We start from the raw sequence: 23,699 nt of genomic DNA on the forward strand, positions 1-23,699 counted from the left end.
TACTGGATTGAGGTCAGTATAAGGGCAACGAAGGCTCTACCATCGTTTAGAAGGCTTGGCAGAGCAAGTTTAGTTTATAAGTATGCAAAAAAGGACAAGGCTGACCTTGCCCTTTTTGCGCATTTATTTGGTCATTTAAAAGCGATCGACGTCTCTGTGTATCATTTGCCGAATGAAAAGTGATATTTAAGGCTTTCCTGGAAAATATGGGGATGTCGCACTGGGTAATGACTTAGCCAAATTGATAATCTCATTTTTAGTTAGATTACCGGCTATCCAAATAAGTTTTTCTTGATCAAAATAGTAAAGTAATGATTGTCCGTTAGACATGGTGTTAACAAAAGCTTCATGATCATTAATATTTATTTTGTTTGTCTCTTTAGGCGGCGTAAATGTAAATCTAGGATATTTAGCGATCATTATCATTTTCTGACCATCAGTAATTTCCCATGATGATTTATGATCAAAATGAGATTCGCTGACAGTATATTTCGTAAAGGGTAGATGTAACCCCTTAATATGATCGTCTAAAATAAAAGTTGGGACATCAACCATATTTCTAATCATCCACTTGCCGTTATTTAAAGTTAAAGAAAATATATTGATTCTAGATTCATTGATCTTTGGTACTTTGACGGTTACGACTGCTTCGTTACCCAGAGTGGTTGCCCATAAAATATCTTTTTTGGCAGGTGAATCTACTTCCCCATTAGAAAAAGTCCATTCGGTTCCATAGATTACTACATCTAATGGATCATTTTTATGCTCATTTGGTGCTTCCTTCATAATGATTTGATTAAGGTTAACCGGTTTAACTTTGATATTTTCCTTTATATTCTTTGTTTGAGGTTCATATTTGGCATGATGACGAGGAGTAGTTTCGGTACAACTAATTAGAATAAAGGAAAAAGTGAGTAGCACCACATATAAAAGTTGATAAAACAAACGAAACATAGCTTTTCCGACCTTTTTCTAAAGATGTCTTGTATGTGATTCCACTGCTTTTACTTTCGGAATATAAACGGTGATCGAACTGGAATTTGTTTCTTTACAACTACTTGTTAAATAATAGTAAGTTCCAACCCAAATATCACGTTCTGTTCCGTAATTATTCCATCCTTCATAATTAGGACGGATAGTAATTTTTACAGCTTCGGAGCTAGTCCATTTGACTGTTTTTTGGGCATTATATCCTACTTCCGCACTGATGGGTCCCCATCCGCCTTCCAACGAAGCACTGGCAGTTGAACTTTTAGAATGGCTACCGGTAAATGTCGATGTGACAGTAATGTTATCTTTTGTTTTATTTAAGTAATGAGTTCCCTCAACAATCTTATAAAAAACAGGGTCTTTTTGTGTGCCTGAAAATTCCCAGCCTTCAACACAAGCATAACTTTGTGGTGAGATAATATGATTGTTTGGAGGTATGCTCTTTAAATCATTTGAGGTGTCTTCCCAATTTTGTACCTCTTTGTAATTCTCCCATTGAGTTATAGGAACTGGTACCAGTTTCCCATCTATTACTTCATAAATTGCTGATATTTCTGATCCAGAGCTCTTAGCAAATGTTTTGTTTACATCTCCACAACCAAAGATTGTCATTGTAAATAAAAATAAAGGTAGTAGAAAATATTTTAATATTTTTTTAATTTAGTTTATCCCCTTTCCCTAATTTTGGGTCCACATCCATAATCTCAAAAAACAGGTAGATAGTCTATTAGAAAAATTCGACAAATTCTGCTATTATGGTGATGGAAAGTTGGTTTCAAAACTTTGTTATTGTATGCGCCTCGAGTAATGTTCCAACGATTTTTTACCAAACACCAATTGGGTCATGCTTTTGAAGAAATTTTGAGGGAAAACGTGTAAGAGAGGCGTAAGATAAGGGGAAATGCCAAAATATTTAAGACCAAGAAAAGGCAAAGAGGTGGAATCATACCGCATGGACTGAACGAGGCGTTTTCTTAAATGATAGGATGGATACTTAGTTGCCGAAGACAGACACAATAATCAATGGAAAAAAACCCCAGATAAAAATCCGAGGCCAAAGTTTTCACAAGTATTAACATTAACAGGAAAATGATCTTGCCTGTGCTCTCTATTTTGTTAACCGCAAACGGTAAGCGCCATGATGGACCGGACCGACAAATTGATTTAAACGGAATCCGTGTTTAATGGCTTCGGTGATAAAGGCTTTTGCAGTGTGAATGGCCGTTCTGACATCTTGGCCTTTGGCCAGTTCTGCCGTAATGGCCGCTGAGTAGGTGCAACCTGCGCCGTGGGTATAGGTCGTGTCGATTTTTTCGCTTTCCAAAAGTTCAAATGTTTTTCCGTCATATAGGACATCTACAGCCTTTTCATGCGCCACTTTGCTTCCGCCTTTTACGAGGACATATTGGGCGCCAAGTTCATGAATGCGTGCGGCGGCTTCCTTCATTTGGTCAACGGTTGTAATCGGTGCCATTTGTGCCAGTTTTGCGGCTTCGAAAAGGTTTGGCGTTGTCACAGTAGCTTTCGGAATGAGCAGTTCACGCAAGCTGACCGTATTTTCGGGGGCGAGTTCCTCATCTTCCCCTTTGCACACCATCACGGGATCAATGACGACATTTTTTAGTTTATTTTCTTCAATCGTTTTCGCGGCCAGTTCAATAATTTCCGGTGAGCCAAGCATGCCGGTTTTCATCGCTTCGACCCCGCAGCCGACAACAATTGTATCGAGCGCGGCCTTCACGATGGATACATCGACCGGGAAAACTTGATGATGCCAATGATTATAAGGATCCATGGCGACAATGGTTGTCACCGCGGACATGCCGTAAACGCCGAGTTCCTGGAAGGTTTTCAGATCGGCTTGAAGGCCGGCGCCGCCGGAAGAATCGGACCCGGCAATCGTTAACGCTTTATACATAAGCTTCATCTCCCTCATTTTAATGCCATTATTATTATAATAATAATGGGTAGGAAGATAAAGAAAACTAGGCTTGACCAGGTCTTTGGCAAAAAGCAAGGCCTAAGTCAACCTAATACTGGTCCAAAGAATAATATCCTTTTTTTCCAGTATAAAATAAGCATATCTTTAAAAAAGAATGGGGTGTTGATGGTGTCGACCGAATCGTTGGAAAAAGCGACTTTTGCCGGCGGCTGTTTTTGGTGCATGGTAAAACCATTTGATGAGCTTCCCGGCATTCATTCTGTCATCTCGGGGTATACGGGAGGGCATACGGAAAATCCAACATACGAAGAAGTGACGACCGGAACAACCGGCCATTATGAAGCGGTGCAAATCACCTTTAATCCGGAAATTTTCCCATATGAAAAGTTGCTGGATATTTTCTGGATGCAGATTGACCCGACTGACCCCGGCGGACAATTTCATGACCGCGGCAGTTCGTATCGCACCGCCATTTTTTATCATAATGAAAAACAGAAAGTGTTAGCCGAAAAGTCTAAAGAGGCTTTAGAAAAAAGCGGCCGGTTCAACAAGCCGATTGCAACAGCGATTCTGCCGGCAGGTCCGTTCTATCCCGCCGAGGAGTACCATCAAGATTACTATAAGAAAAATCCGTACCATTACGAAAGATATCATGAAGGCTCAGGGAGAAAAGCTTTTATAGAAAAGCATTGGACCGTTAATAAGGATAAAGAGGAATTGAAGAAGCGCTTGACCCCGTTACAATATGAAGTGACGCAAAACAATGCAACAGAGCCGCCGTTTCAAAATGAATATTGGAATAATGAGCGGGAAGGGATTTATGTTGACATCGTCTCCGGCGAACCGCTTTTCAGCTCTAAGGATCAATTCCAAGCTCATTGCGGTTGGCCGAGTTTTACCAAACCGCTGCACAAAGCTCATATTAAGGAAAAGCTGGACTTAAGCCACGGGATGATTCGTACGGAAGTCCGAAGCTTGTTAGGGGATTCGCACTTGGGTCATGTTTTCAATGATGGACCGGGGCCAACGAAACTCCGCTATTGCATCAATTCCGCAAGCCTGCGATTTATACCAAAAGAGGACCTTGAAAAAGAAGGTTACGGCGAGTATAAAGTTTTATTTGAGTAACTGAGGTATTCGGATGACGACTAGTAATGGATAACATTTTTGTTACATCGTCGTCGGAATGTTCTTTACCTTATGTGCAGATTGTATTATTATAAAGGGCAGGAAAAGATGACGGAGGTATGCGTGTTGGATTTAATGAAATTGAAGTCGTACCTTGAGATCTTGGGGATTTGTTTCACCGTCGCTTTGACCTTTATGTTTTTTGCGAACATCTTTTTAAACATTGAAAACAAACCGATCGATTACGTCATCCTAGCTTTCTCGTGGATTGTCGTCCTCAAATTCAACTGGACAGCGCGAGATTTATGGCATAAGTGGTTTGGAAAATAATAGGGATTATATTGTGGGCGTCACCATTCTCAGACCGGAATGTGGCGCTTTTTATTTTTTGCTTTGCCTAAAAGGCTTGTACTGGGACGAAAGTTTATCGTTTTTACGGACCAGCAACAAAAGCGCTGCAGTAAGCATGGATTTCTCATTTTTAGTCCAGTATAAGGACGACGAAGGTTCTGCCTCACCTAAAGGTTTGGCGGCGCGAGATTTCTTCACAAAAAAGCATGCCCCGTAAGCCAATGGAGCATGCCTGTTTACCCTATGAGCGTTCTCTGTCCGATTGTTCGTCTTTTTCTTTATGCAAATAAATGATTTTTTGATAAGGCAAGTCGACCCCAGCCTCCTGCAAAGCCGCCCGGATTCTTTGCCGGGCAAGACGTTCAATGCCCCAATGAGTATTGGGAGCGCATTCTGCGGTGGCTCGAATGGTGTAATTATAATCATTCAGGCTTTGCACACCTAACACTTCGACATCTCCGACTATGTCCGCCGATTCTTGCTTGAGGTCATTCATGACTTTTTCGATGATGGCAATCGCTTCGGCTTCGGGCGTGCCATACCCAACATTGACCTCAATGACGGCGATGGAATTAAATTTCGAATAATTGGTGACTTGGGTGATTTGACCATTCGGAATCATTTCCACTTCGCCGGTCCAAAGTTTAATGGCTGTCATGCGCAAGCCGATCGAATGAACCGTACCAGTCACATTGTTGATTTTGACATAATCGCCAACCCCATACTGATCCTCAAAAATAATGAAAAAGCCGTTAAAAAAGTCCTTGATGAGGCTTTGGGCGCCGAAGGCAATGGCGATGCCAGCCACCCCGGCACTTGCCAAAATCCCTGTAATATTAATGCCGACGATTGGAAGCACCGTTAAAAGGAAAATAAAATAGACAACATACTTAATGATATTGGAAAAAAGCGATACTAACGTTTCGCGTCGCCGATCATCCAACTTACCTTGGATTTTAAAAAACTGTCTCACGACCCGCGTGCAAATGACAATGGCAATCCGAGATACAATAAAAAATACGATGATTTTAGCAGTATCCAAAATGATATGATTGAAGGTTTCGCTGTGTTCTGTCCAATACTTAAGGATACGATCCCACATGAAAGCTCCTCCCTGTTCCTTTCGTTTGTTCATGATGTCATTCGCTTGCTAGAATAAGGGCGAGTTCGATATCATCTTAACATATACAAACTGGGATGCACAGAAAAGGGGTTTCGGTTGAAAACGGCAAGTTTTCAAATTACAATACATAGGGGCTTATTGAACAAGCCTGATCCATAAGTGGTGTTTGCAAAACTGATCTTCGTTTTGCCAATGCTATAATTATAAAAGGAAATGTCGGAGCATCTTCGCGAAACAGCGGTTGATCCGCTTGAATCGATAAATGACTTGGCGCATAGATTGCGTTGCCTGGACTTTGGGTAGCCATGCGTCATGTTTTTAAAAGAAAGGAGTTCACCCATGGCATCGGAAAAAATAATAGGCATTGCCGCTTCATCAGGTATTGCCATAGGAAAAGCATTTAAACTGGAAAACCCATCATTTGAAGTTGAAAAAAAATCCATCCAAGATGCTTTAGAGGAAACGAAACGGTTCCATAAGGCAGTGGATCAGTCCAAAAGTGAATTGACAGAAATAAAGAACAAAGCGGAAAAGGAATTGGGTGCCGATAAAGCGGCGATTTTTGAAGCTCATCTCCTCGTCTTAAGTGATCCTGAGTTAATCGGTACCGTTGAGCGCCGGATTGAAGAGGAACAAGTGAATGCCGAATTTGCCTTGGATGCCGTCGCGAATGATTTTATTACGATCTTCGAAAACATGGATAATGAATATATGAAGGAAAGAGCAGCCGACATTCGCGATGTGACCAAACGGGTGATGAGCCATTTGCTCGGCTTAACATTCCAATCGCCAGCTGCCATCAATGAGGAAGTCATCATTGTTGCTGACGACTTAACACCGTCGGATACCGCACAATTGAATCGCCAGTTCGTCCTCGGGTTTGCGACGAATATCGGCGGACGCACTTCTCATTCGGCCATTATGTCGCGTTCTATGGAAATTCCGGCAGTTGTTGGGACGAAGACGATTACCTCCGCGGTCGATAACGGCACGCCTTTAATCGTGGATGGCTTGGATGGGGTTGTCATTGTTAACCCGACTGAAGAAGAGAAAGCCGCTTACCAAAAAAAACAAAAACAATTCTTGGAACAAAAAGCGCTGTGGGCAAAACTCGTCCATGAGCCGACGGTTACCGCTGATGGAGTTCATGTTGAGCTGGGTGCCAATATCGGCAATCCGAATGACTTAGAAGGTGTTGTCAATAACGGGGCGGAAGCAATCGGCCTTTATCGCACGGAATTTTTATACATGGGCCGCGATCGCTTACCTTCGGAGGACGAGCAGTTTGAAGCTTATAAAAAAGTGCTAGAAACAATGGGAGAAAAACCAGTCGTCATTCGCACGTTGGATATCGGTGGCGATAAGAAACTGCCGTATCTGGAGTTACCGGAAGAGCTGAATCCCTTCCTCGGCGTCCGGGCGATTCGCCTTTGCCTCGAGCGGCAGGATATTTTCCGTACACAGCTCAGAGCCCTCTGCCGGGCAAGCGTGTATGGCCAATTAAAAATCATGTTCCCGATGGTCGCGACTTTGGAAGAGCTGAGGGAAGCGAAAGCCATTTTCAATGAGGAAAAAGAAAAGCTCATTCAGGAAGGTGTACCCGTCTCCGATGCCATTGAAGTCGGCATGATGGTAGAAATTCCTTCAACGGCTGTGATCGCGGACCGATTTGCAAAGGAAGTCGACTTTTTCAGCATTGGCACCAATGACTTAATTCAATACACGCTTGCGGCCGATCGCATGAATGAGAAGGTCTCCTATCTCTATCAGCCTTACCATCCTGCGGTCTTGCGCCTCGTCCATAACGTGATTCAGGCGGCGCATAAAGAAGGCAAATGGGCAGGGATGTGCGGCGAAATGGCCGGTGATGAGACGGCTATTCCGATTCTTCTTGCCATGGGCTTGGATGAATTCAGCATGAGTGCTACCTCCATTCTTCCGGCGCGCAGCCTCTTGAAAAAGCTGTCAAAAGCCGAAGTTGAAAAACATGTCGACGCTGTGTTAAATCTCGATACGGCCGAAGACGTCGCCCAATATGTCCAAACGCATTTGAAATAAATCGAGGTTGACCCCTGAGGGTGTTGGCCCCGCCATGACCATCTCTTTACGGTTTTGGCGGGGTTTTGCCACGACTTCATGGGTCAACCTTTTTTAGCGGTTTTGAAATTGTGAAACGATGGTCTTTCTATTTAATTCTATAAAAGTTTTTAGCATCGGCTTTCGAAAACAAAGTGGAAAACCTTTTCCTAACGGGCGAAAATCAATCCTTAAGTCGAAGGAAAAGTCTTGGTTGTCTTAAGCTCTTATACTACCCTGTCTTTATAAATATTTGTTACAATAGTATGTAAAATAAAAATAAACATGAAACAAAAGGGAAAATACATGGGTATTCTTGATGTGAGTAATTGGGAAAAGGATTCTGAAAAGCAAATTTCAGGGACTAGAAAGAAATTTTGGATAATAGATCCAGAATCCTCACAACACTATATGTTTAAAATTCCTCGAGAAAACACAGGAGAAGCTTGGGCTGAAAAAGTTACAGCGGAATTAGGTAATTTATTTGGGCTATCAATGATGGATGTTCAACTGGCTATTAGACAAAATGTTATTGGGATTGTAGCGAAGAATTTTACTGTACCAACAGAAGAATTCTTTGAAGGTGGCGATCTTATTACAACAATCGTTGAAGATTTTGATCGATACAAATTAGACAATTACACACTTGAGAATATTTCTCGAGCGTTATCTGTTTTTAATTTAGATGATCAATTTGTGATTATACCTATCTTTGATGCATTAATTGGAAACCAAGATAGACATTGTGATAATTGGGGAATAATTGTTACAAGATCTGAATCATATAGGTTAGCTCCAATATATGATAACGGGGCATCTTTAGGATTTCAGTTAAAGGAAGAACGGATAAAGTTAATGTTTAAGGACATAAATATGTTTGAGGCATATAATAATAGAAGTTATTCACTGATTGGTATAGGTCATAAGAAAAAACCAAAGTATAGTGAATTGATTCCCGTTATTAAAAATCAATACCCTTTATGTATAAAAAATTTCGCAAATTATTTATCAGGGTTAAATCATGACATGATTATTAAGACCCTAAATACCATACCCGATGCAATTATGTCCGATATATATAAAGAGTGGGTATTAAAACTTTTACTATACCGCAGAGATTGGTTAATTAAAATGTTAGATGGAAGTGAGTAATCATGGCTAACCGACCATTTGTTTTATGGCTTATTTGGCAAAATGTTGAAACGCGCCAACGATACCATATTGGAAATTTATCAAGCCTTAATGGAGAATATACTTTTTCCTATGAGTTAAGTGGTAAAAGGAGAACACTTTTTGATGCTATGAAAAACGGATATAAACCACACCTTGCCTTCAGAGACATTAAAAAGGTTTATAAGTCTAATCGACTATTTGATGCTTTTGCCAGAAGGTTGCCAGATAAACGTCGCCCTGATTTTCACGAAATTTTACAGTCATTTGGGTTGTCAAAAGACTGCACAGATATGGATTTGTTAAGGGCAACTGGCGGGAGGTTAGCAACGGACCCTTACGAGTTTGTTTCACCTATTTATAAATATAATGACCATTTTGATTTTGATTTTTATATTGCTGGTTGGCGTTATTATGATGGTGAAAAGGTTTTACAGCAATTAAAAATAAACGAAGAAGTTAGATTTGAACTAGATAAAGACAATCCAAAAGATACTAAGGCCGTTACTATTTTTACTAAAACATCAAATCAGAAACTGGGATTCGTACCAGCTTTTTATAGCGGTTTTATGTATGATGTAATAAAAAATAATGGGAAATACTCAGCAAAAATTGAACAAATAAATTCAAATGCTAAACCTCAACTCAAAGTTAAAGTTATTGTAACTGGACAAACCCAAATTAACGAAGATCAGAACTCGGAATTTGATGTCATCGAACAATTAGCATTAATTTGATGTAAAAAATTTGGACTGATAGGGTCTATTCCTATCAGTTTTTCCCTTTTTCAATACGTTTAAGTGGTTTCGTATTGCTTACCGCCTGCAATCAATTATCAATTTATGCTCTTTATTAACAGTGGCTCTACCAACCCTTTTGGGTAATGGCAGTGCTTTCGCTGCCCTTATACTGGATGAAAAATGATTGATATTTTTTACGAGTATAAAAAATGGAGGCTGACTCAAAAGTGAACTGCACCCTGTCAAGTAGACAGTGGACAGAGCTCTTATGAGTCAGCCTATCTTTATTTTAACAACGTGTGAAACGCATTTTTGACTTTACCGACAACATAGTGGCTTCCGCCTTTATCTTGGACACCTTCAATCATCATCGCGATTTCAAGACTTGGTTGATTCGTATTGAAGGCGACAAACCATCCGTCTTCTTTTCCTTTTTCACCTTGTTTTTCCTTCAGTTCAGCCGTCCCGGTTTTACCCGCTAAAGGCGGTAAATTGTCGATTCGCGGGTTGTAGGCGGTGCCTTCAGGGCTTGCCACAATTTGCACGAGATCATTATAAATGGTTTTCACTGCCGAGCTTGGGATGACATTTTTTAGCCAATATTCAGGTTTACTATCCTTTTTAATAAGTTGCGGTTTAATGATGTTGCCGTTATTGACAAAAGCCGTGTAGGTTAAGGCTAGATGAAGCGGGTTCATCTCGATTTCGCCTTGCCCGTAACCGGAGTTGGCGAGCATGGCTTCACTGGTGATTGTGCCGTTATTGGCAATTTGCGATGTTTCCATAGGGTAGGCAAATGGCAGTTTTTCGCCAAAGCCGAAATCTTTTAAGCCATTGATCAATTTAACTTTTCCAATGGAAAGCGCGAGCCGGGCAAAGTAAATATTATCAGAATGGACAAGTGCATCCCGTAAATTCACTTCTGGCAATGAATCGACGCGGGTGATGTGAAAATCCCCTTTCCAGTTTGCCTTTTTCCACGTTTTCCCGCTGATTTTCATGACGGTATCAGGGGTAATAGCACCTGTTTCCAATCCAATCGCCGAGATAAGCGGCTTAATCGAGGATCCAGGTGGGAATTTGGCCGTAAACCGATTCAATAGCGGTTTTCCTGGATTATTGACAAGCTGGTTGTATTCGGTTTGGGTCATCCCAAGGATAAATTGATTGGGATCAAAGGCCGGCGTGCTGACAAGACCAAGGACTTCACCTGTCTTAGGATTGATGGCAACGGCGGTTCCCGTATCTTTTTTCAGTTGGTTATAGAGTGTTTTTTGAACTTCAGCATCAATAGTTAATTGAATATCTTCACCGTTTTTCGCTTGTTTCTTTGCGATCGTTTTTAACGGATTCCCGTTTTCATCAGCGATGTAAATTTCCGCGCCGTCGATCCCGCGCAGTTGATTTTCAAAAAGCTGTTCCAGCCCTCTTTTTCCAATAAGACTTTGTGCGTTATAGCCCTTGCCTTTATTTTTGTCCAATTCCTCTTTCGTGATGGTGCCGACATAGCCAATCAAATGGCTGCATGCGGCGCCACATGGATAAACACGGGCGTTTTTCTTTTGGGTCAAAACGCCGGTGAGTTTTACAGCTTGGTCAATTAAATCAGTATCCAACGCTGAGACCGTTTTAACCGGAACGAAGCTCTCCGGTGTCACCCAACCCGCGCTGAGTGCGTCTTCAATGCTTGATTCAGGAATATGAAGCAATTTGGCAAGTCTAGCTTTCGTGTCGGCATGGCCTTCCAGTTCTTTTGGATAGAGACCGATTTGTACCGCTTCCCCATTGATGGCGAGGCCGTTGCCATTGGTATCCACGATTTCGCCGCGTTCAGACGGTATCGTTTTAACGCGAATGAATTGGCCTTCCTTTAGACCGGGTAAGATCATGTCCGGTTTCCAATTGACCGTCCATTTGAAAGACTTATCCTTTTGATTAACCTTTGTCAGTGTTGCCTTGCCACTAAAGGTTATCGGGCCAGCGATGGTATTCATTTTGACGTGGTAGGTCAGCGTCTCTTGTTTCATCTTTTCTAAATCGCGTTTTTCCTTCGGCTTGTCGAAGGTGATTTTTAAATCCTGCGCCTCAATACCGCCAAAGATGTCTTTATAGCGTTTCACAAATTGATCCTCGGAAATGTCTGCTTTAGCGCTTTTGGAGAGCAGGGCATACATTTCAGAAAAATTCTGGGTCTTCCAGGCTTTCACATACTTAGAAAATGTGGTTTCAGGTTTTGGCAAATCATCCTTGGTGCAGCCGGCAAGCATTATCGCAAGGCCGAAGCTCAGGATCATCCCCAAAATAAATTTTTTATACACGACGGGACCCCCTCCCTTATATACCTATTTCCACCATTCGGATGTATGTACCATTCGTTCTGTTTATTTTATATTATAATTGAAAGACTAGCAATTTGTTAAAGTAGGGTAAATCTGTGAAACTTTTGATGCAGCTCTTATTCTATGGTTTTGTCGTGATCTTAGCTGTCACTTTTTTATATATGGAATGGAACGAGCAGCCTGTTATTGCGAGAAAAGTTTTTCCGACGGGGTACTACAAGATCGTCATGGATCAAACCGTGGAAAACGAGCCACGACAATTGATTGATGCCCCACTTATCAAACAGTTGCCTGAATTGCCGAGAGGTTGTGAAGTGACAAGCCTCGCCATGCTTTTGGCGCATGCTGGTGCCCATGTCGATAAAATGACGCTGGCCAAACAATTAAAAAAAGATCCAACCCCTATGAAAATAGTGAATGGGAAAATTTATTTTGGCAATCCGAATACGGGTTTTGTCGGCAGTCTTTATTCCTATAAAAAACCAGGGTTAGGTGTCTATCATAAACCGATCGCTGACTTGGCTGAAAAATACTTGCCGGGAAGAATCAAGGATTTAAGCGGCACGTCTTTTGATACCGTCACGGATTATTTAGATAAAGGACGGCCGGTTTGGGTCATCGTCTCAAGCACGTATAAAAAAGTCCCGGACACTGAATGGGTTACTTGGGAAACGAGAAGCGGGGCAATCCGCGTGACGAAAAAGGAACATGCCGTTCTCCTCACGGGCTATGAGAAGGACAACGTCTTCTTCAATGATCCGCTAACTGGCAGGAAAAATGCCAAAGCTCCGAAACGCGATTTTCTTGAAGCTTGGCATCAATTCGGCAGCCAAGCCATCACTTATGTTGATTAAGTAACGTGTCGTGTAAATAGCAGAAAAGCCGTCTCCCATCCAACGATCAAGGATGTTGGAGACGGCCTTTCATGTAGATAAAGGTCTGTTTATCCTTTAACAAGTTTGGCGCGCAGCCAGTTGGAGAACAACTCAATGATTAAGATCAAGATAACTAGCCCAATGAGGATGGATCCGACCTGGTTCCACCGATAACTGCGCATGGCAAACATGAGTGGTGCCCCGATCCCGCCGGCACCGACAAGGCCAAGAGTCGCTGCATCCCGCATATTCATGTCAAAGCGGTAAATCGTCACGGACATGAATATGGATAAGAGCTGCGGAACAATCCCGTAACGAATTTTCTCGAAAGTGGAGCAGCCGATGGACGTCATCGATTCTAAAACTTTCGTATCCAATTCTTCAATGGCGTCCACATATAATTTGGAGAGCATCCCAATCGATGTGATGCCAACGGTTAACACCCCGGCAAACGGCCCTGGACCGGTCACGCGAATGAACATGAGCCCATACACCAAGGCGGGGATCGTGCGAATGATAATTAATAATAAGCGCGTCAGCCAAGCGACCGGTTTCGGGACGATATTGGAGGCAGCCAAAAAAGCAAACGGAATGGATAAAATCGCGCCGACAATGGTGCCCAAGAAAGCAATGGCTAAGGTTTCAACAAGCAGATAAGGTACGCTTTGTTTTGTTAGGTTAAAAAGGCTGAGATCGGGTTGAAGAAGCCCTTTAATAATGCCCTCTGCGATGGCAATGCCTTTTTCATCGACTTTGCTAAAGTCGATGGCGGAAGAGGACCAATATAACAAAAACAGCGTGATAGCGGTAATGGTTAAAATATAGCCGTAACGGCGGGGGGCTGCTTTTAACTGTTTCTCAACTGTGGTCATAGTCCGTATAAACTCCTTTAAATAAGCTTTTTCCGGAAGTGTTCACTGACTCTTTCAATGATAAAGACTGTCACGACCAAGGCGAGAATGATCATGCCGACGCTCGGATAATCACGCCAGCCCAAGCCTTCATTGATGAGAAGTCCGACACCCCCCGCGCCAACATAACCGAGAATGGCAGCATAGCGGACATTTCCTTCAAAGCAGAACAAGGATTGCGAGAGATAACCGGGTAATACTTGTGGAATTACCGCATAGCGGAACGACTGGATCCGTGTCATGCCGATGGATTCCATGGCTTCAAATGCGCCCATGTCAACGTTTTCGATCGCTTCATACAGCAATTTGCCCACATAGGAAAGGGTAAACAGCATAATGGCTACTGTCCCAGCCATGGGGCCTAATCCAAAGATAAACGTCGCGATTAAGGCGGAAACGAGTGTCGGCATTGTTCTGATTAAGCTCAAAATGATTTTAAAAACGGAAACGACGGTCTTGCTTTTAATAATATTGGAAGATGATAAGACCGCGAAAGGAAGCGCAAGAATTGCCCCGATAAACGAACCGATCAATGACATTTTCAGCGTGTCCAATAAGGCTTTCCAAAGCTGTGGAAAATAGTCCCAGTTGGGCGGTATCATATCGCCGATAATTTTGAAAAATTCATTGATACGTGTAAATAAAACTTGGAAACTGAATTCCGTAAAACGATAAGAAATCACAGCAGCAATGATGACAATCAGCGTGATAAAAGGGACGCGTGATCGCTTTTGCAGAACGACCTTTCCGTTTGGCAGCACAAACTTTTTCGGAGGGAAGAGTTTATCATACATGTTGCTCCCTCTCCTCTGAAGCGGCCCCGAATTCCTCGACATTGCCGCCGTATATCTCGTTTAAGATCTCCCGAGTCACATCTTTAGATGGGCCGTCAAATACGACTTCGCCCTTGCGAATCCCAATGATGCGGTCGGCGTACTCAAGGGCTACTTCGACATGGTGGATGTTTAAAAGCACGGTAATGTTCATTTCTTTATTGATTCTTTTAAAATCATCCATTACGAGCCGAGCTGTGACTGGATCCAAAGAAGCAATCGGTTCGTCGGCCAATATAATATCCGGATTTTGTGCTAACGTCCGGGCAAGCGCCACGCGCTGTTGTTGACCGCCGGACAACTGGTCGACACGGATATAAGCTTTATCAAGAATGCCTACTTTATCGAGCGCTTCCAAAGCTTTTATTTTCTGATCCTTTGTGTAAAGTCCGGTGAGTTTGCGCCAAAAGGGTAGATCCGGGACAAAGGAGACGAGGACGTTTTTAATAACCGTCGTTCGTGTGACTAAGTTAAAAGATTGAAAGATCATTCCGATTCTCCGGCGGAAGCGGCGGATTTGCTTTCCTTTCAATTTCGTGACATCGACGCCGTCGACGATTAATTTGCCGCCGGTGATGTCATGCATGCGGTTAATACAGCGAATAAGTGTAGACTTACCAGCGCCGGATAAACCGATGATGGCGACAAATTCACCTTGTTCAATGGTTAAGTTAATATTTTGTAAGGCTTTCGTCCCATTGGGATAGGTTTTTTCGACATTGTTAAATTCAATCATCGTTATACTCCAATCCTAGTAAACTCAAGTCAATGAGGGCCCAGCCCCTAGTCTTTTTGTATGATAGAATACGATGGAAAAAAGAGAACATTCATTATGAAATGATGTTCTCTTTTCTCCCTAATTGTGAAAATGATTATTTTTTCAAACTTTGAAGCAGTTGTTGAGCTTTTCTTTCAGCATCGTAATTGGAGGATTTCGCCGGTTTATAACCTTCGTGGCTGTAAATCGCGATAACCTTTTTACCTTCATCTGTTTTCGCGATGTTGATAAAGGCTTTTTGCAACGCTTTTTTGAAATCATCCGTCATGATTTTGGAGTTTTTGCTGACGCTAACGGTATCGTTGTAAATATTATCGGTCACGCCGATGACGTTTGTATCATCCCAGATGGAATGTTTGCCGCCAAATTTCGTTGTCCAGTCTTTTTCATAATCGCGGCGTCCGTCTGCATAAACGGTCAGAACGTCCACTTGTCCTGCAGCCAGGCGGGCAAATGAACTGCCGTATGAGTCGGATTGCACGACATGAGCCAAATCGGTGATGTTCTTCTTATAATTGTCTTGGAGCCATAATGTTGGGTATATGTAGCCGGATGAAGAAGAAGAACCCATGACAGCCCAGTTCGCGCTGTTTAAATCATCCCATGTCAATTTCTCCCCGTTGTTCACTTTCTTTGCTAATTCTTGGCCTTTCGGAGACGGCCCGGCAATGATTAAGCCTTTATAGTACGTAACTTGTTCATCGGTCGGTTTTGTCGGTTTGTTATCGTTCCAGTCTTTCGGATTTTTCGAGTCATTGGACAAACCGGCGCGGGTAGCCGTTAAAATGACATCAGCGCCGTCATCATATAAGACGTAAGTTCCGCCCGGAATCAGGCCGACATCGGTTGTGCCCGAAGAAAGTGCTTCACCGACAGCTTCGTATGTTGTACCGACATCAATGGATACTTTTTTAACGTTATAGCCCAACTTCTTCAATTCGTCTTTTAAAAGCTTTTTTAACGGTTCTGTAGCGGTAATAATTTCATCTGGATCTTTAGATGGAACGAAGCTAACTTTCAGTTCATCAATCGTTTTGCCACTTCCATCGCTTTTGTTGTCATTGTTGCCGCAGCCGGCAAGTATTCCAATCATTAGTGCGAATGCGGCAAGTAACATCGTCAATCTTTTAAGCATAAATTGAACCCCCCTAAAAGATTTAATAAATCCTTGTACTTTTTAATATAGCATAAATATGTGAATCGTCACCCATTATTTTTTATAATAATTTATTTTTATTGTAAAAAAATGATAAATCTTTAATGAAGGTTTCAGTTGAAGCGAGTCTCAAAATGTTAAGGCTCTCGGATTTTTGATGAAAGCTGCCAAATATGATGTCTCTAAAGGGAGTAAGCCGGCAAGTGGATATTCTCACGTCTTGCTGTATGAAGAGGGGAAACATTCTTGAAGCCGAACCGCCGTATGAGATGGACCCTAGTATTCGCTCGGGCAAGAAAGTTGGGATCCTTTTTTTGAACATATAGGCCCCATAAATATGGAAAATGACCTTGAACACACTTCACGCAAGAACTTGATGACTCCTCATGACTTTATATAAAAACTTTTGTTTTGCTATACTAAAGAAAACTCTGCCAAGCCTATTGGGCAAAGGCAAAGGCTTAGTTGACCTTTGTTTAGTCTAAAATTGTATATTTTTTGCCAGTATAAAAAACGATAAACGAGTCTGAAAGGAACGAGAGAATGGAGAATTTTAGATTGGGCATTTTGGAAACGAGTGATGTGCACGGAAATGTCTTACCGCTCAACTATGGAACCAATCGCCCGGCCGAGCTCGGTCTTGCCAAAGTTGCCACATTGATTAAAAGGGAACGCGATTTAAATCATGCTGTATTAACGATTGATAACGGTGATGTCATTCAGGGGACACCGCTGACTTACCATTTTGCAAAGTTTCAACGGGAGAAGCCAAACCCGATGATTAAAATTCTGAACGCGCTTGGCTATGATGCCGGCGTCATTGGTAACCATGAGTTTAACTATGGCCTCGAGCTATTGAAACAAGCGATTCGCGAATCCCGCTATCCTTGGCTTTCCGCCAATATTGTTAATGCGGAAACGGGAGAACCTTATTTTGGACAGCCTTATTTGATTAAGGCATTCCCGAACGGGCCGCGGATCGGTGTTCTTGGACTGACAACACAATACATACCGAATTGGGAAAAAGAAGAACATATACGCGGCATGCGTTTTGACGATGCGGTAAAAACCGCGCAGAAATGGGTGCCTTTTTTAAGGGAAAAAGAACAGGTCGACTTAGTCGTTGTTTCTTATCACGGCGGGTTTGAACGGGATCTTGACACAGGGGAACCCATTGAGACGCTGACGGGGGAAAACCAAGGTTATCAATTATGCATGGATGTGCCGGGCATCGATGTTTTGCTTACGGGCCATCAACATCGACAGCTTTCCGGTGTTACGGTCAATGGGGTCGTTATTTTACAGCCGGGGTGTAATGGGATGGGACTTGGCAAGGTCACGGTTGATATGAGAAAGGAAAACGGACGGTACCATGTCGTTGGTAAAGTTTCCGAATGGCTCTCTTCGGAGGGGGTGGAACCCGACCAGGACGTCATCGCCATGGTTCAAGAATATGAGAGGGCTGTTCAAGAGTGGTTGGATCAACCGATCGGGCATATTCAAGGCGATATGACCGCAAGCGATCCGATGCTTATTCGGATGGAAGATCATCCTTTAATTGAATTTATTAATCGCGTTCAAATGGATGCAGCTGGTGTGGAAGTGTCCAATACAGCTCTTTTTGACAATCAATCGCCGGGATTCCCAAGAGATGTGACCATGCGCCATGTGGTCTCAAATTATATTTATCCGAATACGCTCGTTGTCCTTAGAGTGACTGGGCAAATCGTTAAAGAGGCCCTTGAGAAGTCTGCCACTTATTTTGATTTAGAAGCCGATGGTTCTGTACGGGTCAGCGATGAATTTCTAAAACCGAAACCGCAGCATTATAACTATGACATGTGGGAAGGGATTGAATACGAAATAGATATCAAGCGGCCAAAGGGTTCCCGCGTGACCGTTTTAAAATACAAGGGTAAGCCGCTTGAAGCCCACCAAGAGCTCGACGTTGTCATGAACAATTACCGTGCCGGTGGTGGCGGTGATTACGTGATGTACAAGGGCTGCCCGGTCGTAAAAGACATCCCCATCGATGTCTCCGAACTCATTGCCAACTACATATTAGAACACAAAATCATAAACGCTACCGTCAACCACAACTGGCGCGTCACGATAGGGGGTCAGTCCCCCATCGCTTTAAAGAATGAAAGCGATAAAAACGGTTAAATTTGTGGATAATGTGGATAAATAGCCTGCAATCCGCCCTCTTTTCGCCTATAATGGGCGATTATGGAAATCTGTAGTTAAGTTATCCACATTTTTTGCTTCAACACTTTAGTGTAATGGGGGACTGACCCCCGATGTTTTTGCACATACTAGAATGGGAGAGGTGGTTGTGTTGGATAGAGTTAGGTGTGTGGTTGTGACGGGCGGTGCCCAAGGGATTGGCAAGGGGATTGCGAAGGCCTTTGCGGCACGCGGTGACAGAGTGGTCATTGCTGATGTTGACCGAGATCATGCTGAACAGACAGTTAGCGAAATTAAGGCTCAAGGTGGGGACGTTGTTTTTATTCAGACAGACGTCAGAGAGCCAGAGCAGATTAGTGCGCTCTTTCAAATAGTCCGGCAACGTTATCACAGGCTGGATGTTCTGATCAACAATGCCGGTGTTTCCCGATTCAAACCTCTTGAGGAATTGACGGTAGCTGAATGGGATGATGTGCTGAATATCAACCTCCGCGGATATTTCCTCTGTGCAAGAGAAGCCGCCCGGCTCATGAAAGAAAGCGGCATCCACGGCTCGATCGTCAACATTGCCTCAACCCGTGCTCTTATGTCCGAAAAAAATTCTGAGGCGTATGCCGCGTCAAAGGGCGGGGTTCTCGGGCTTACCCATGCGCTAGCGGCTTCCTTAAGCGAGGCGCGCATTACCGTGAACGCCATCAGTCCGGGCTGGATCGAAACAGGGGACTATAGTGCGTTAAAAGAAACCGACCACGCCCAACATTTTTCAAAAAGAGTCGGTAAACCCGAAGATATCGCTAAGGCTTGTCTTTACCTAACCGATGAAGACAACGACTTTGTCACCGGCATCAATCTAATTGTTGACGGTGGGATGACGCGGAAAATGATTTACGAAGAATAACAGGAGGCATATAACGTGGACAAAAAAAAGCGCATAAAAAATGAAGCGCCGACCATTGCCACTGGCATCGATGACGATGAGGAATTAAACGAAAACGCAACGGCAGAAGAAATTCGGCGCGGTAATTATACGAAGGTCACTAAGCTCGTTTGGGATGAATATGATCCTAGTGGAAAATAGAGGTTGATTCATAAGGAGGCTGACTTACACGACGGTCCATAAATACTGTAGATGGTTTTGGTGGGCTGGTCCGAACGATTGAGTCAGCCTCTTTTATCGAAGGGCAACTAAGGCTCCGCCTGCCTAAAAGGCTTGCACTGGCTTTAAATCGGGCCAGCATAAGTGCAACTAAGACTCTGCCTTCGCCTAAAAGGCTTCGCAGAGTCAAGTTTTCTTTAGCAGAGTCAAGTTTTCATAATAAAAGCGGCATGCATTAAGACATATGACATATTTCCTTTTTCGCGAAACTTACCAAAGATCCTACATGTTATCTCCCTATTCGACCTCTAAAGTATTGCTCGTTTTCGGATATTTTGGGCCGCGGATTTCGAGGATCCCATTTTGAAACCGCGCTTTAGTTCTTCGCTTATCAATGGTATACGGTAAGGGAATGATGCGCTCCGACCTTTGCATGCGACGTTCCCGACGATAATAATTATAGACTTCATTATTTTCTTCCATTTGTTCCGAGTTCACGATGGCAATTTTCAGCCGGTCTCCCAGCGTTTCGATATGAATATCCTCTTTACGAACTCCAGGAAGGTCCGCTTTGACGATCCACTCGGTTTGCGTTTCATAAAGGTCAACCGGAAAGCCAGCTGCAAAAGGGTGATTTTGGAAAAACGCATCGATCGCATCTAATATGCTGTGTTGCGGATTAGCCGCAAAAAATTCATCGATTCTCCGCAAAAGCCCTCCACCGAACGGCATCAACTCCGGTCGGTTTTGGTCGTAATTCCGGTTGGCATCGCTCATGTGACAACCCCCTTTTAAAAAATTCTCACCATTAAAATATGGCTGGACTTCTTGAACCGTATAGACCATTGTCACGATCAAACGACCGCAATTGGAAGGTCTTTGGAGGGGGTCATCAAAGGAGGATGCGGTCCATGTTCTTCTCACCAATGATTTTTCATGCTAGCAAGAATGGATAAAAATTTTCCAGTCCAGCATAAAGGTAACCTACTTTCGCATAAATGCTAGGCAGAGCGTGTTTCTTGAGGAATGTTGAGATAGCCTTCGAGTAAAATACCGCCGCCTCCATCACGGCCGTTACATATCCAGCCATAGAGCAAATCAGAATTTGTTAAGAAATGTCTACAAAAAGGTATTGAATATTTTTTTTCTTATTCATAAAATGTAAGTAACAAAAGTAGCCCAAAGGGGAGTAGCCTTTTCACAACAAGGTCGTCAGTTCGGGTATAATGCCCCGGCCTTGTTGGCAACGGACGTTGTTGGCGAGACCTTTGCCTTAATACAGGCAAAGGTCTTTTATTTTTGCAGCCTTTGCCAATAGGAAGGCTGTTTTTGATTTTTAAAGAAAGGGTGACTCTGCTTTACCGCTGGAAAAATGATCGCTTTGAGCTAGCTATATCCGATTAAAGCGGGCTATGGCTTTTTGTGGGAGCTGTTGTCTTTATTGTGTTTTTGGCCGGGTGGTCGAGGCGGGTCCGCTATAGGCGGCAATGCCTTCACCTTGAAAACCATTAAAAATCCAAAGCCGAATAAACCATCCGGTCAGTCGCGCGTGATCTCCCAAAGTGCCGTCTTCTCCCTCCATTTCGCGTGGATGCCGTCGCGCCTTTCGGGAATCGATTTTTTGGCTAAATGCAGTATGTTTTCTTGCGTTTTTGCTTTTTTCGACAGCTTTCTCCCTCCCTTATAGGACCTTTGTCCTAGATTTGTCATATGAAATGACAGTTAGTAGTGACTTTTCTGAAAAGGGCTTAGTCATTGCCGCTTTGTTTGCTAGAGGGGTAAGTGGACATGTGTTACCATAAATCCGGAACCTTAATTCTTAATGCGGGAGGTATATGACATGGAAAAAATCGGCTTTATTGGCACCGGTGTTATGGGCGGGGGAATGGTAAGGAATTTGCTGAAGGCGGGTTATTCTGTAAATATTTACAATCGGACAAAAGCAAAAGCCGAACCGCTAATTCAGGAAGGAGCCGTCTGGAAAGATTCTGTCAGTGCCTTGACCAAAAGTTCCGAAGTCATCATCACGATCGTTGGTTATCCCCAAGATGTGGAAGCAGTCTATTTGGGGGAAAACGGGATTTTGGCCAATGCGAAAGAAGGCTCGGTTGTCATAGATATGACGACGTCTTCACCGCTTCTAGCTCAGAAAATTTATGAAGAGGCGAAAGCCAAAGGGATTGCTGCCTTGGATGCGCCTGTTTCCGGTGGTGATGTCGGGGCAAAAAATGGCACGCTCTCGATCATGGTCGGTGGTGACGAGGCGGCGTTTCAGCGCGTACGGCCGATTTTTGAGGCGATGGGCAAAAATATTGTTTATCAAGGAAAAGCCGGCTCCGGCCAACATACAAAAATGGCCAATCAAATTGCCATTGCTAGCAACATGCTCGGCGTCTGTGAAGCGCTTGCCTACGGCGAACGGGCAGGGCTGGATATGGAAAAAATGTTGCAGAGCATCTCAACGGGTGCAGCTGGCAGTTTCTCCTTGTCTAATCTTGGGCCGCGTATGTTAAAAGGTGATTTTGCGCCAGGCTTTTATGTCAAGCACTTTATAAAAGACATGACCATTGCTTTGGAAAGCGCCAAACAAATGGGGCTTCTCACGCCCGGGCTAGCCTTGGCAAAAGAACGTTACGAGGAATTGGCAGCGATGGGGGAAGAAAACAGCGGCACGCAAGCACTTTACAAACTGTATCGCGCATAATTTCCAATTTGTCCAAAAGGCGAAATAAAAGGACGCATTGCGAAAACCGCAAGACGTCCTTCGCCATTCAAAAGAAATACGGGCCGAACGTGAACCATTCCATTATTGAAAACAAGGCCATGGCATAGAAGGTTTTGGAAATCACCGACCATTCTTTTGATGCCAACCCTTTCACAAGAAGTAAGGTAATGGCCCCCATGACGATGGGGATGATCCAGTGGTTGAACGGGAAAGTCAGATATCTTGGGGCGTATCTGTAAAACGCAGCTCCCTCCAAATGGTTCAATAAAAAGATTTGGGAAACAAAGAACACAGCCAGAAGCACCCACTTAACGATAGGGGAATCCCGTTCGATGAGTTCTATTTTGAAAAAGGTGATCATCCCGTATGCCAATATCGTCGGAATGGTATACGCAATCGATAACAAGATAAACATAAATACGCGCGACAGTGATAAAACGGCATTGGACAATGATTGAGAAAAATTGGTATGATACGCTAAACTTTCTTTGATGATTGAGGGCTGAGTGGCAGCCAGGCCGATTTGGTAATGTTCATCGGAGACGTAGTCCAGCCAACCAACGGTATTTTGATCGATTATAAAGGGGATGATCGACATTTCCGATGACGTGCTACGCCGCTCAGCGGTCCATTTCCCCGTTTTTTCAGGGGACGCATCATAGATGTTGATCGCTGTATCACGCAAGGTGCGCAGTCCCTCAGCGCTAAACAATAGGTGGGGCTTTCCGTCCTTAATGAAGAAACGCGTATTCATCGGTGTTTCTACATTTTCGCCAGTACCCTTGACGGTAAACGTAAGCGGCAAGGCATTGATAGACATAGGTTTGTCAACTAACAGTGACTTAGGGGAAAATTCTAAATAATAATTATAGAAATGCTCCCCTTGGCTTAACACATGGGCGATGAAAAAGAGACCGATTTTCCCATCAACTTGAGCCGTTTCTAACACGCTGATATTGCCGTGAGTAAACCCGGAAAACCGCCCGAATTCATGGGTTTTCCCTTGGGATGAGCCCGATGGTGCCGCATAAAAATGAAACGTTGACTGCTCATCTTGGGTGATGACGATCACGTGCTCGCCACTAGCTGCAATCGCTTGGATGGGCTCGTGGAAGGTCGCTTTTCGTTCATCGGACTCTGAGCGAAGATTATAGGTATGTAACGTGTTCCCTTGTGCGTAATAAAGAAAACCGCCTTCAACTTGCGCATCGCCAGCACGGTTTCCGATTTTTTTGTCGGTTTGTGAAGAATGTAAATACAGAGATCCATCCATTTTATA

Annotated in this window: 22 protein-coding genes; 10 read left to right on the forward strand and 12 right to left on the reverse strand. The window is 43.3% G+C overall.

Going from position 1 to position 23,699, the window contains the following annotated elements:
- Window positions 1-186: 186 nt before the first annotated feature.
- The 3 genes from H532_RS0101200 to pdxK all read right to left on the reverse strand — a co-directional run bounded on the left by H532_RS0101200 (window position 187) and on the right by pdxK (window position 2,908).
- Window positions 187-954: a DUF4367 domain-containing protein gene (locus H532_RS0101200; RefSeq protein ID WP_027723940.1), complete on the reverse strand. Its 768-nt coding sequence runs from the start codon at window positions 952-954 to the stop codon at window positions 187-189.
- 18 nt (window positions 955-972) lie between these two features.
- Window positions 973-1,602, reverse strand: coding sequence for a hypothetical protein (locus tag H532_RS0101205; protein WP_051263060.1), 630 nt, complete (start codon window positions 1,600-1,602; stop codon window positions 973-975).
- 496 nt (window positions 1,603-2,098) lie between these two features.
- Window positions 2,099-2,908 carry a pyridoxine/pyridoxal/pyridoxamine kinase gene (gene pdxK / locus H532_RS0101210; RefSeq protein WP_027723942.1) on the reverse strand — a complete coding sequence of 270 codons (810 nt, stop codon included), beginning with the start codon at window positions 2,906-2,908 and terminating at the stop codon, window positions 2,099-2,101.
- 189 nt (window positions 2,909-3,097) lie between these two features.
- On the opposite strand from pdxK, the gene msrA reads away from it, so the two are divergent.
- Together msrA and H532_RS0101220 are read left to right on the forward strand one after the other, a co-directional pair.
- Window positions 3,098-4,060 carry a peptide-methionine (S)-S-oxide reductase MsrA gene (gene msrA / locus H532_RS0101215; protein ID WP_155994934.1) on the forward strand — a complete coding sequence of 321 codons (963 nt, stop codon included), beginning with the start codon at window positions 3,098-3,100 and terminating at the stop codon, window positions 4,058-4,060.
- Window positions 4,061-4,186: 126 nt separating this feature from the next.
- Window positions 4,187-4,390 (forward strand): hypothetical protein, encoded by a 204-nt coding sequence (locus tag H532_RS0101220; protein ID WP_027723944.1) that lies wholly within the window; start codon window positions 4,187-4,189, stop codon window positions 4,388-4,390.
- A gap of 262 nt (window positions 4,391-4,652) precedes the next feature.
- On the opposite strand, the gene H532_RS0101230 is transcribed toward H532_RS0101220, so the two are convergent.
- Window positions 4,653-5,513 (reverse strand): mechanosensitive ion channel family protein, encoded by an 861-nt coding sequence (locus H532_RS0101230; protein WP_051263061.1) that lies wholly within the window; start codon window positions 5,511-5,513, stop codon window positions 4,653-4,655.
- A 360-nt stretch (window positions 5,514-5,873) separates the two neighbouring features.
- On the opposite strand from H532_RS0101230, the gene ptsP reads away from it, so the two are divergent.
- From ptsP to H532_RS0101245, 3 genes are all read left to right on the forward strand, one after another.
- The gene (ptsP, locus tag H532_RS0101235; protein ID WP_027723947.1) at window positions 5,874-7,592 is read left to right on the forward strand and encodes a phosphoenolpyruvate--protein phosphotransferase; all 1,719 of its coding nucleotides are present in this window, start codon (window positions 5,874-5,876) and stop codon (window positions 7,590-7,592) included.
- 324 nt (window positions 7,593-7,916) lie between these two features.
- The gene (locus tag H532_RS0101240; RefSeq protein WP_027723948.1) at window positions 7,917-8,762 is read left to right on the forward strand and encodes a HipA domain-containing protein; all 846 of its coding nucleotides are present in this window, start codon (window positions 7,917-7,919) and stop codon (window positions 8,760-8,762) included.
- 2 nt (window positions 8,763-8,764) lie between these two features.
- A complete protein-coding gene (locus H532_RS0101245; RefSeq protein ID WP_027723949.1) occupies window positions 8,765-9,517 on the forward strand; it encodes an HIRAN domain-containing protein in 753 nt (250 codons plus the stop codon).
- Between the two features lie 287 nt (window positions 9,518-9,804).
- Here H532_RS0101245 and H532_RS0101250 read toward each other — a convergent pair whose 3' ends face one another.
- A complete protein-coding gene (locus tag H532_RS0101250; RefSeq protein WP_027723950.1) occupies window positions 9,805-11,838 on the reverse strand; it encodes a penicillin-binding transpeptidase domain-containing protein in 2,034 nt (677 codons plus the stop codon).
- 116 nt (window positions 11,839-11,954) lie between these two features.
- Here H532_RS0101250 and H532_RS17540 point away from each other — a divergent pair, with 116 nt between their 5' ends.
- Window positions 11,955-12,713 (forward strand): C39 family peptidase, encoded by a 759-nt coding sequence (locus H532_RS17540; protein WP_051263062.1) that lies wholly within the window; start codon window positions 11,955-11,957, stop codon window positions 12,711-12,713.
- A gap of 89 nt (window positions 12,714-12,802) precedes the next feature.
- Here H532_RS17540 and phnE (H532_RS0101260) read toward each other — a convergent pair whose 3' ends face one another.
- From phnE (H532_RS0101260) to phnD, 4 genes are all read right to left on the reverse strand, one after another.
- Window positions 12,803-13,606 carry a phosphonate ABC transporter, permease protein PhnE gene (phnE, locus tag H532_RS0101260; RefSeq protein WP_027723951.1) on the reverse strand — a complete coding sequence of 268 codons (804 nt, stop codon included), beginning with the start codon at window positions 13,604-13,606 and terminating at the stop codon, window positions 12,803-12,805.
- Window positions 13,607-13,623: 17 nt separating this feature from the next.
- Window positions 13,624-14,439 carry a phosphonate ABC transporter, permease protein PhnE gene (phnE, locus tag H532_RS0101265; protein WP_027723952.1) on the reverse strand — a complete coding sequence of 272 codons (816 nt, stop codon included), beginning with the start codon at window positions 14,437-14,439 and terminating at the stop codon, window positions 13,624-13,626.
- Window positions 14,432-15,214: a phosphonate ABC transporter ATP-binding protein gene (phnC, locus tag H532_RS0101270; protein ID WP_027723953.1), complete on the reverse strand. Its 783-nt coding sequence runs from the start codon at window positions 15,212-15,214 to the stop codon at window positions 14,432-14,434. The genes phnE (H532_RS0101265) and phnC overlap by 8 nt, the downstream gene beginning before the upstream one ends.
- Window positions 15,215-15,350: 136 nt before the next feature.
- Window positions 15,351-16,391 carry a phosphate/phosphite/phosphonate ABC transporter substrate-binding protein gene (phnD, locus tag H532_RS0101275; protein ID WP_027723954.1) on the reverse strand — a complete coding sequence of 347 codons (1,041 nt, stop codon included), beginning with the start codon at window positions 16,389-16,391 and terminating at the stop codon, window positions 15,351-15,353.
- A gap of 564 nt (window positions 16,392-16,955) precedes the next feature.
- Here phnD and H532_RS17545 point away from each other — a divergent pair.
- The 3 genes from H532_RS17545 (at window position 16,956) to H532_RS20580 (ending at window position 19,677) form a co-directional block, all read left to right on the forward strand.
- Window positions 16,956-18,578 (forward strand): bifunctional metallophosphatase/5'-nucleotidase, encoded by a 1,623-nt coding sequence (locus tag H532_RS17545; protein ID WP_051263063.1) that lies wholly within the window; start codon window positions 16,956-16,958, stop codon window positions 18,576-18,578.
- Window positions 18,579-18,732: 154 nt separating this feature from the next.
- Window positions 18,733-19,497 carry an SDR family NAD(P)-dependent oxidoreductase gene (locus tag H532_RS0101285; RefSeq protein WP_081412259.1) on the forward strand — a complete coding sequence of 255 codons (765 nt, stop codon included), beginning with the start codon at window positions 18,733-18,735 and terminating at the stop codon, window positions 19,495-19,497.
- 15 nt (window positions 19,498-19,512) lie between these two features.
- Entirely contained in the window at window positions 19,513-19,677 is a 165-nt protein-coding gene (locus H532_RS20580) for a hypothetical protein (RefSeq protein WP_169721023.1), read from the forward strand.
- 315 nt (window positions 19,678-19,992) lie between these two features.
- Here the strand turns inward: H532_RS20580 and H532_RS0101295 are convergent, their stop codons facing one another.
- Window positions 19,993-20,472, reverse strand: a complete 480-nt coding sequence (locus tag H532_RS0101295) for an Hsp20/alpha crystallin family protein (RefSeq protein WP_027723956.1) — start codon at window positions 20,470-20,472, stop codon at window positions 19,993-19,995.
- 661 nt (window positions 20,473-21,133) lie between these two features.
- The gene (locus H532_RS20910) at window positions 21,134-21,256 is read right to left on the reverse strand and encodes a hypothetical protein (protein WP_281169022.1); all 123 of its coding nucleotides are present in this window, start codon (window positions 21,254-21,256) and stop codon (window positions 21,134-21,136) included.
- A 279-nt stretch (window positions 21,257-21,535) separates the two neighbouring features.
- Here H532_RS20910 and H532_RS0101305 point away from each other — a divergent pair, with 279 nt between their 5' ends.
- Entirely contained in the window at window positions 21,536-22,399 is an 864-nt protein-coding gene (locus H532_RS0101305) for an NAD(P)-dependent oxidoreductase (protein WP_027723957.1), read from the forward strand.
- 67 nt (window positions 22,400-22,466) lie between these two features.
- On the opposite strand, the gene H532_RS0101310 is transcribed toward H532_RS0101305, so the two are convergent.
- Complete coding sequence (locus tag H532_RS0101310) at window positions 22,467-23,693, reverse strand: hypothetical protein (RefSeq protein ID WP_027723958.1); 1,227 nt, start codon at window positions 23,691-23,693, stop codon at window positions 22,467-22,469.
- Window positions 23,694-23,699 lie beyond the last annotated feature (6 nt).

It is taken from the genome of Tuberibacillus calidus DSM 17572, assembly GCF_000430685.1.
Classification (GTDB): Bacteria; Bacillota; Bacilli; order Bacillales; family Sporolactobacillaceae; genus Tuberibacillus; species Tuberibacillus calidus.

Excerpts from the sequence above, each read along its gene's own strand:
- phnE (WP_027723952.1), bottom strand. The coding sequence starts at position 14,439 with ATGTATGATAAACTCTTCCCTCCGAAAAAGTTTGTGCTGCCAAACGGA.
- phnD (WP_027723954.1), bottom strand. The coding sequence starts at position 16,391 with ATGCTTAAAAGATTGACGATGTTACTTGCCGCATTCGCACTAATGATT.
- ptsP (WP_027723947.1), top strand. The coding sequence starts at position 5,874 with ATGGCATCGGAAAAAATAATAGGCATTGCCGCTTCATCAGGTATTGCC.
- msrA (WP_155994934.1), top strand. The coding sequence starts at position 3,098 with ATGGTGTCGACCGAATCGTTGGAAAAAGCGACTTTTGCCGGCGGCTGT.
- H532_RS0101200 (WP_027723940.1), bottom strand. The coding sequence starts at position 954 with ATGTTTCGTTTGTTTTATCAACTTTTATATGTGGTGCTACTCACTTTT.
- H532_RS0101305 (WP_027723957.1), top strand. The coding sequence starts at position 21,536 with ATGGAAAAAATCGGCTTTATTGGCACCGGTGTTATGGGCGGGGGAATG.
- H532_RS0101230 (WP_051263061.1), bottom strand. The coding sequence starts at position 5,513 with ATGTGGGATCGTATCCTTAAGTATTGGACAGAACACAGCGAAACCTTC.
- H532_RS0101240 (WP_027723948.1), top strand. The coding sequence starts at position 7,917 with ATGGGTATTCTTGATGTGAGTAATTGGGAAAAGGATTCTGAAAAGCAA.
- H532_RS0101205 (WP_051263060.1), bottom strand. The coding sequence starts at position 1,602 with ATGACAATCTTTGGTTGTGGAGATGTAAACAAAACATTTGCTAAGAGC.
- H532_RS0101285 (WP_081412259.1), top strand. The coding sequence starts at position 18,733 with ATGGGAGAGGTGGTTGTGTTGGATAGAGTTAGGTGTGTGGTTGTGACG.
- phnE (WP_027723951.1), bottom strand. The coding sequence starts at position 13,606 with ATGACCACAGTTGAGAAACAGTTAAAAGCAGCCCCCCGCCGTTACGGC.
- phnC (WP_027723953.1), bottom strand. The coding sequence starts at position 15,214 with ATGATTGAATTTAACAATGTCGAAAAAACCTATCCCAATGGGACGAAA.
- H532_RS0101245 (WP_027723949.1), top strand. The coding sequence starts at position 8,765 with ATGGCTAACCGACCATTTGTTTTATGGCTTATTTGGCAAAATGTTGAA.
- H532_RS0101310 (WP_027723958.1), bottom strand. The coding sequence starts at position 23,693 with ATGGATGGATCTCTGTATTTACATTCTTCACAAACCGACAAAAAAATC.
- H532_RS0101295 (WP_027723956.1), bottom strand. The coding sequence starts at position 20,472 with ATGAGCGATGCCAACCGGAATTACGACCAAAACCGACCGGAGTTGATG.
- H532_RS17545 (WP_051263063.1), top strand. The coding sequence starts at position 16,956 with ATGGAGAATTTTAGATTGGGCATTTTGGAAACGAGTGATGTGCACGGA.
- pdxK (WP_027723942.1), bottom strand. The coding sequence starts at position 2,908 with ATGTATAAAGCGTTAACGATTGCCGGGTCCGATTCTTCCGGCGGCGCC.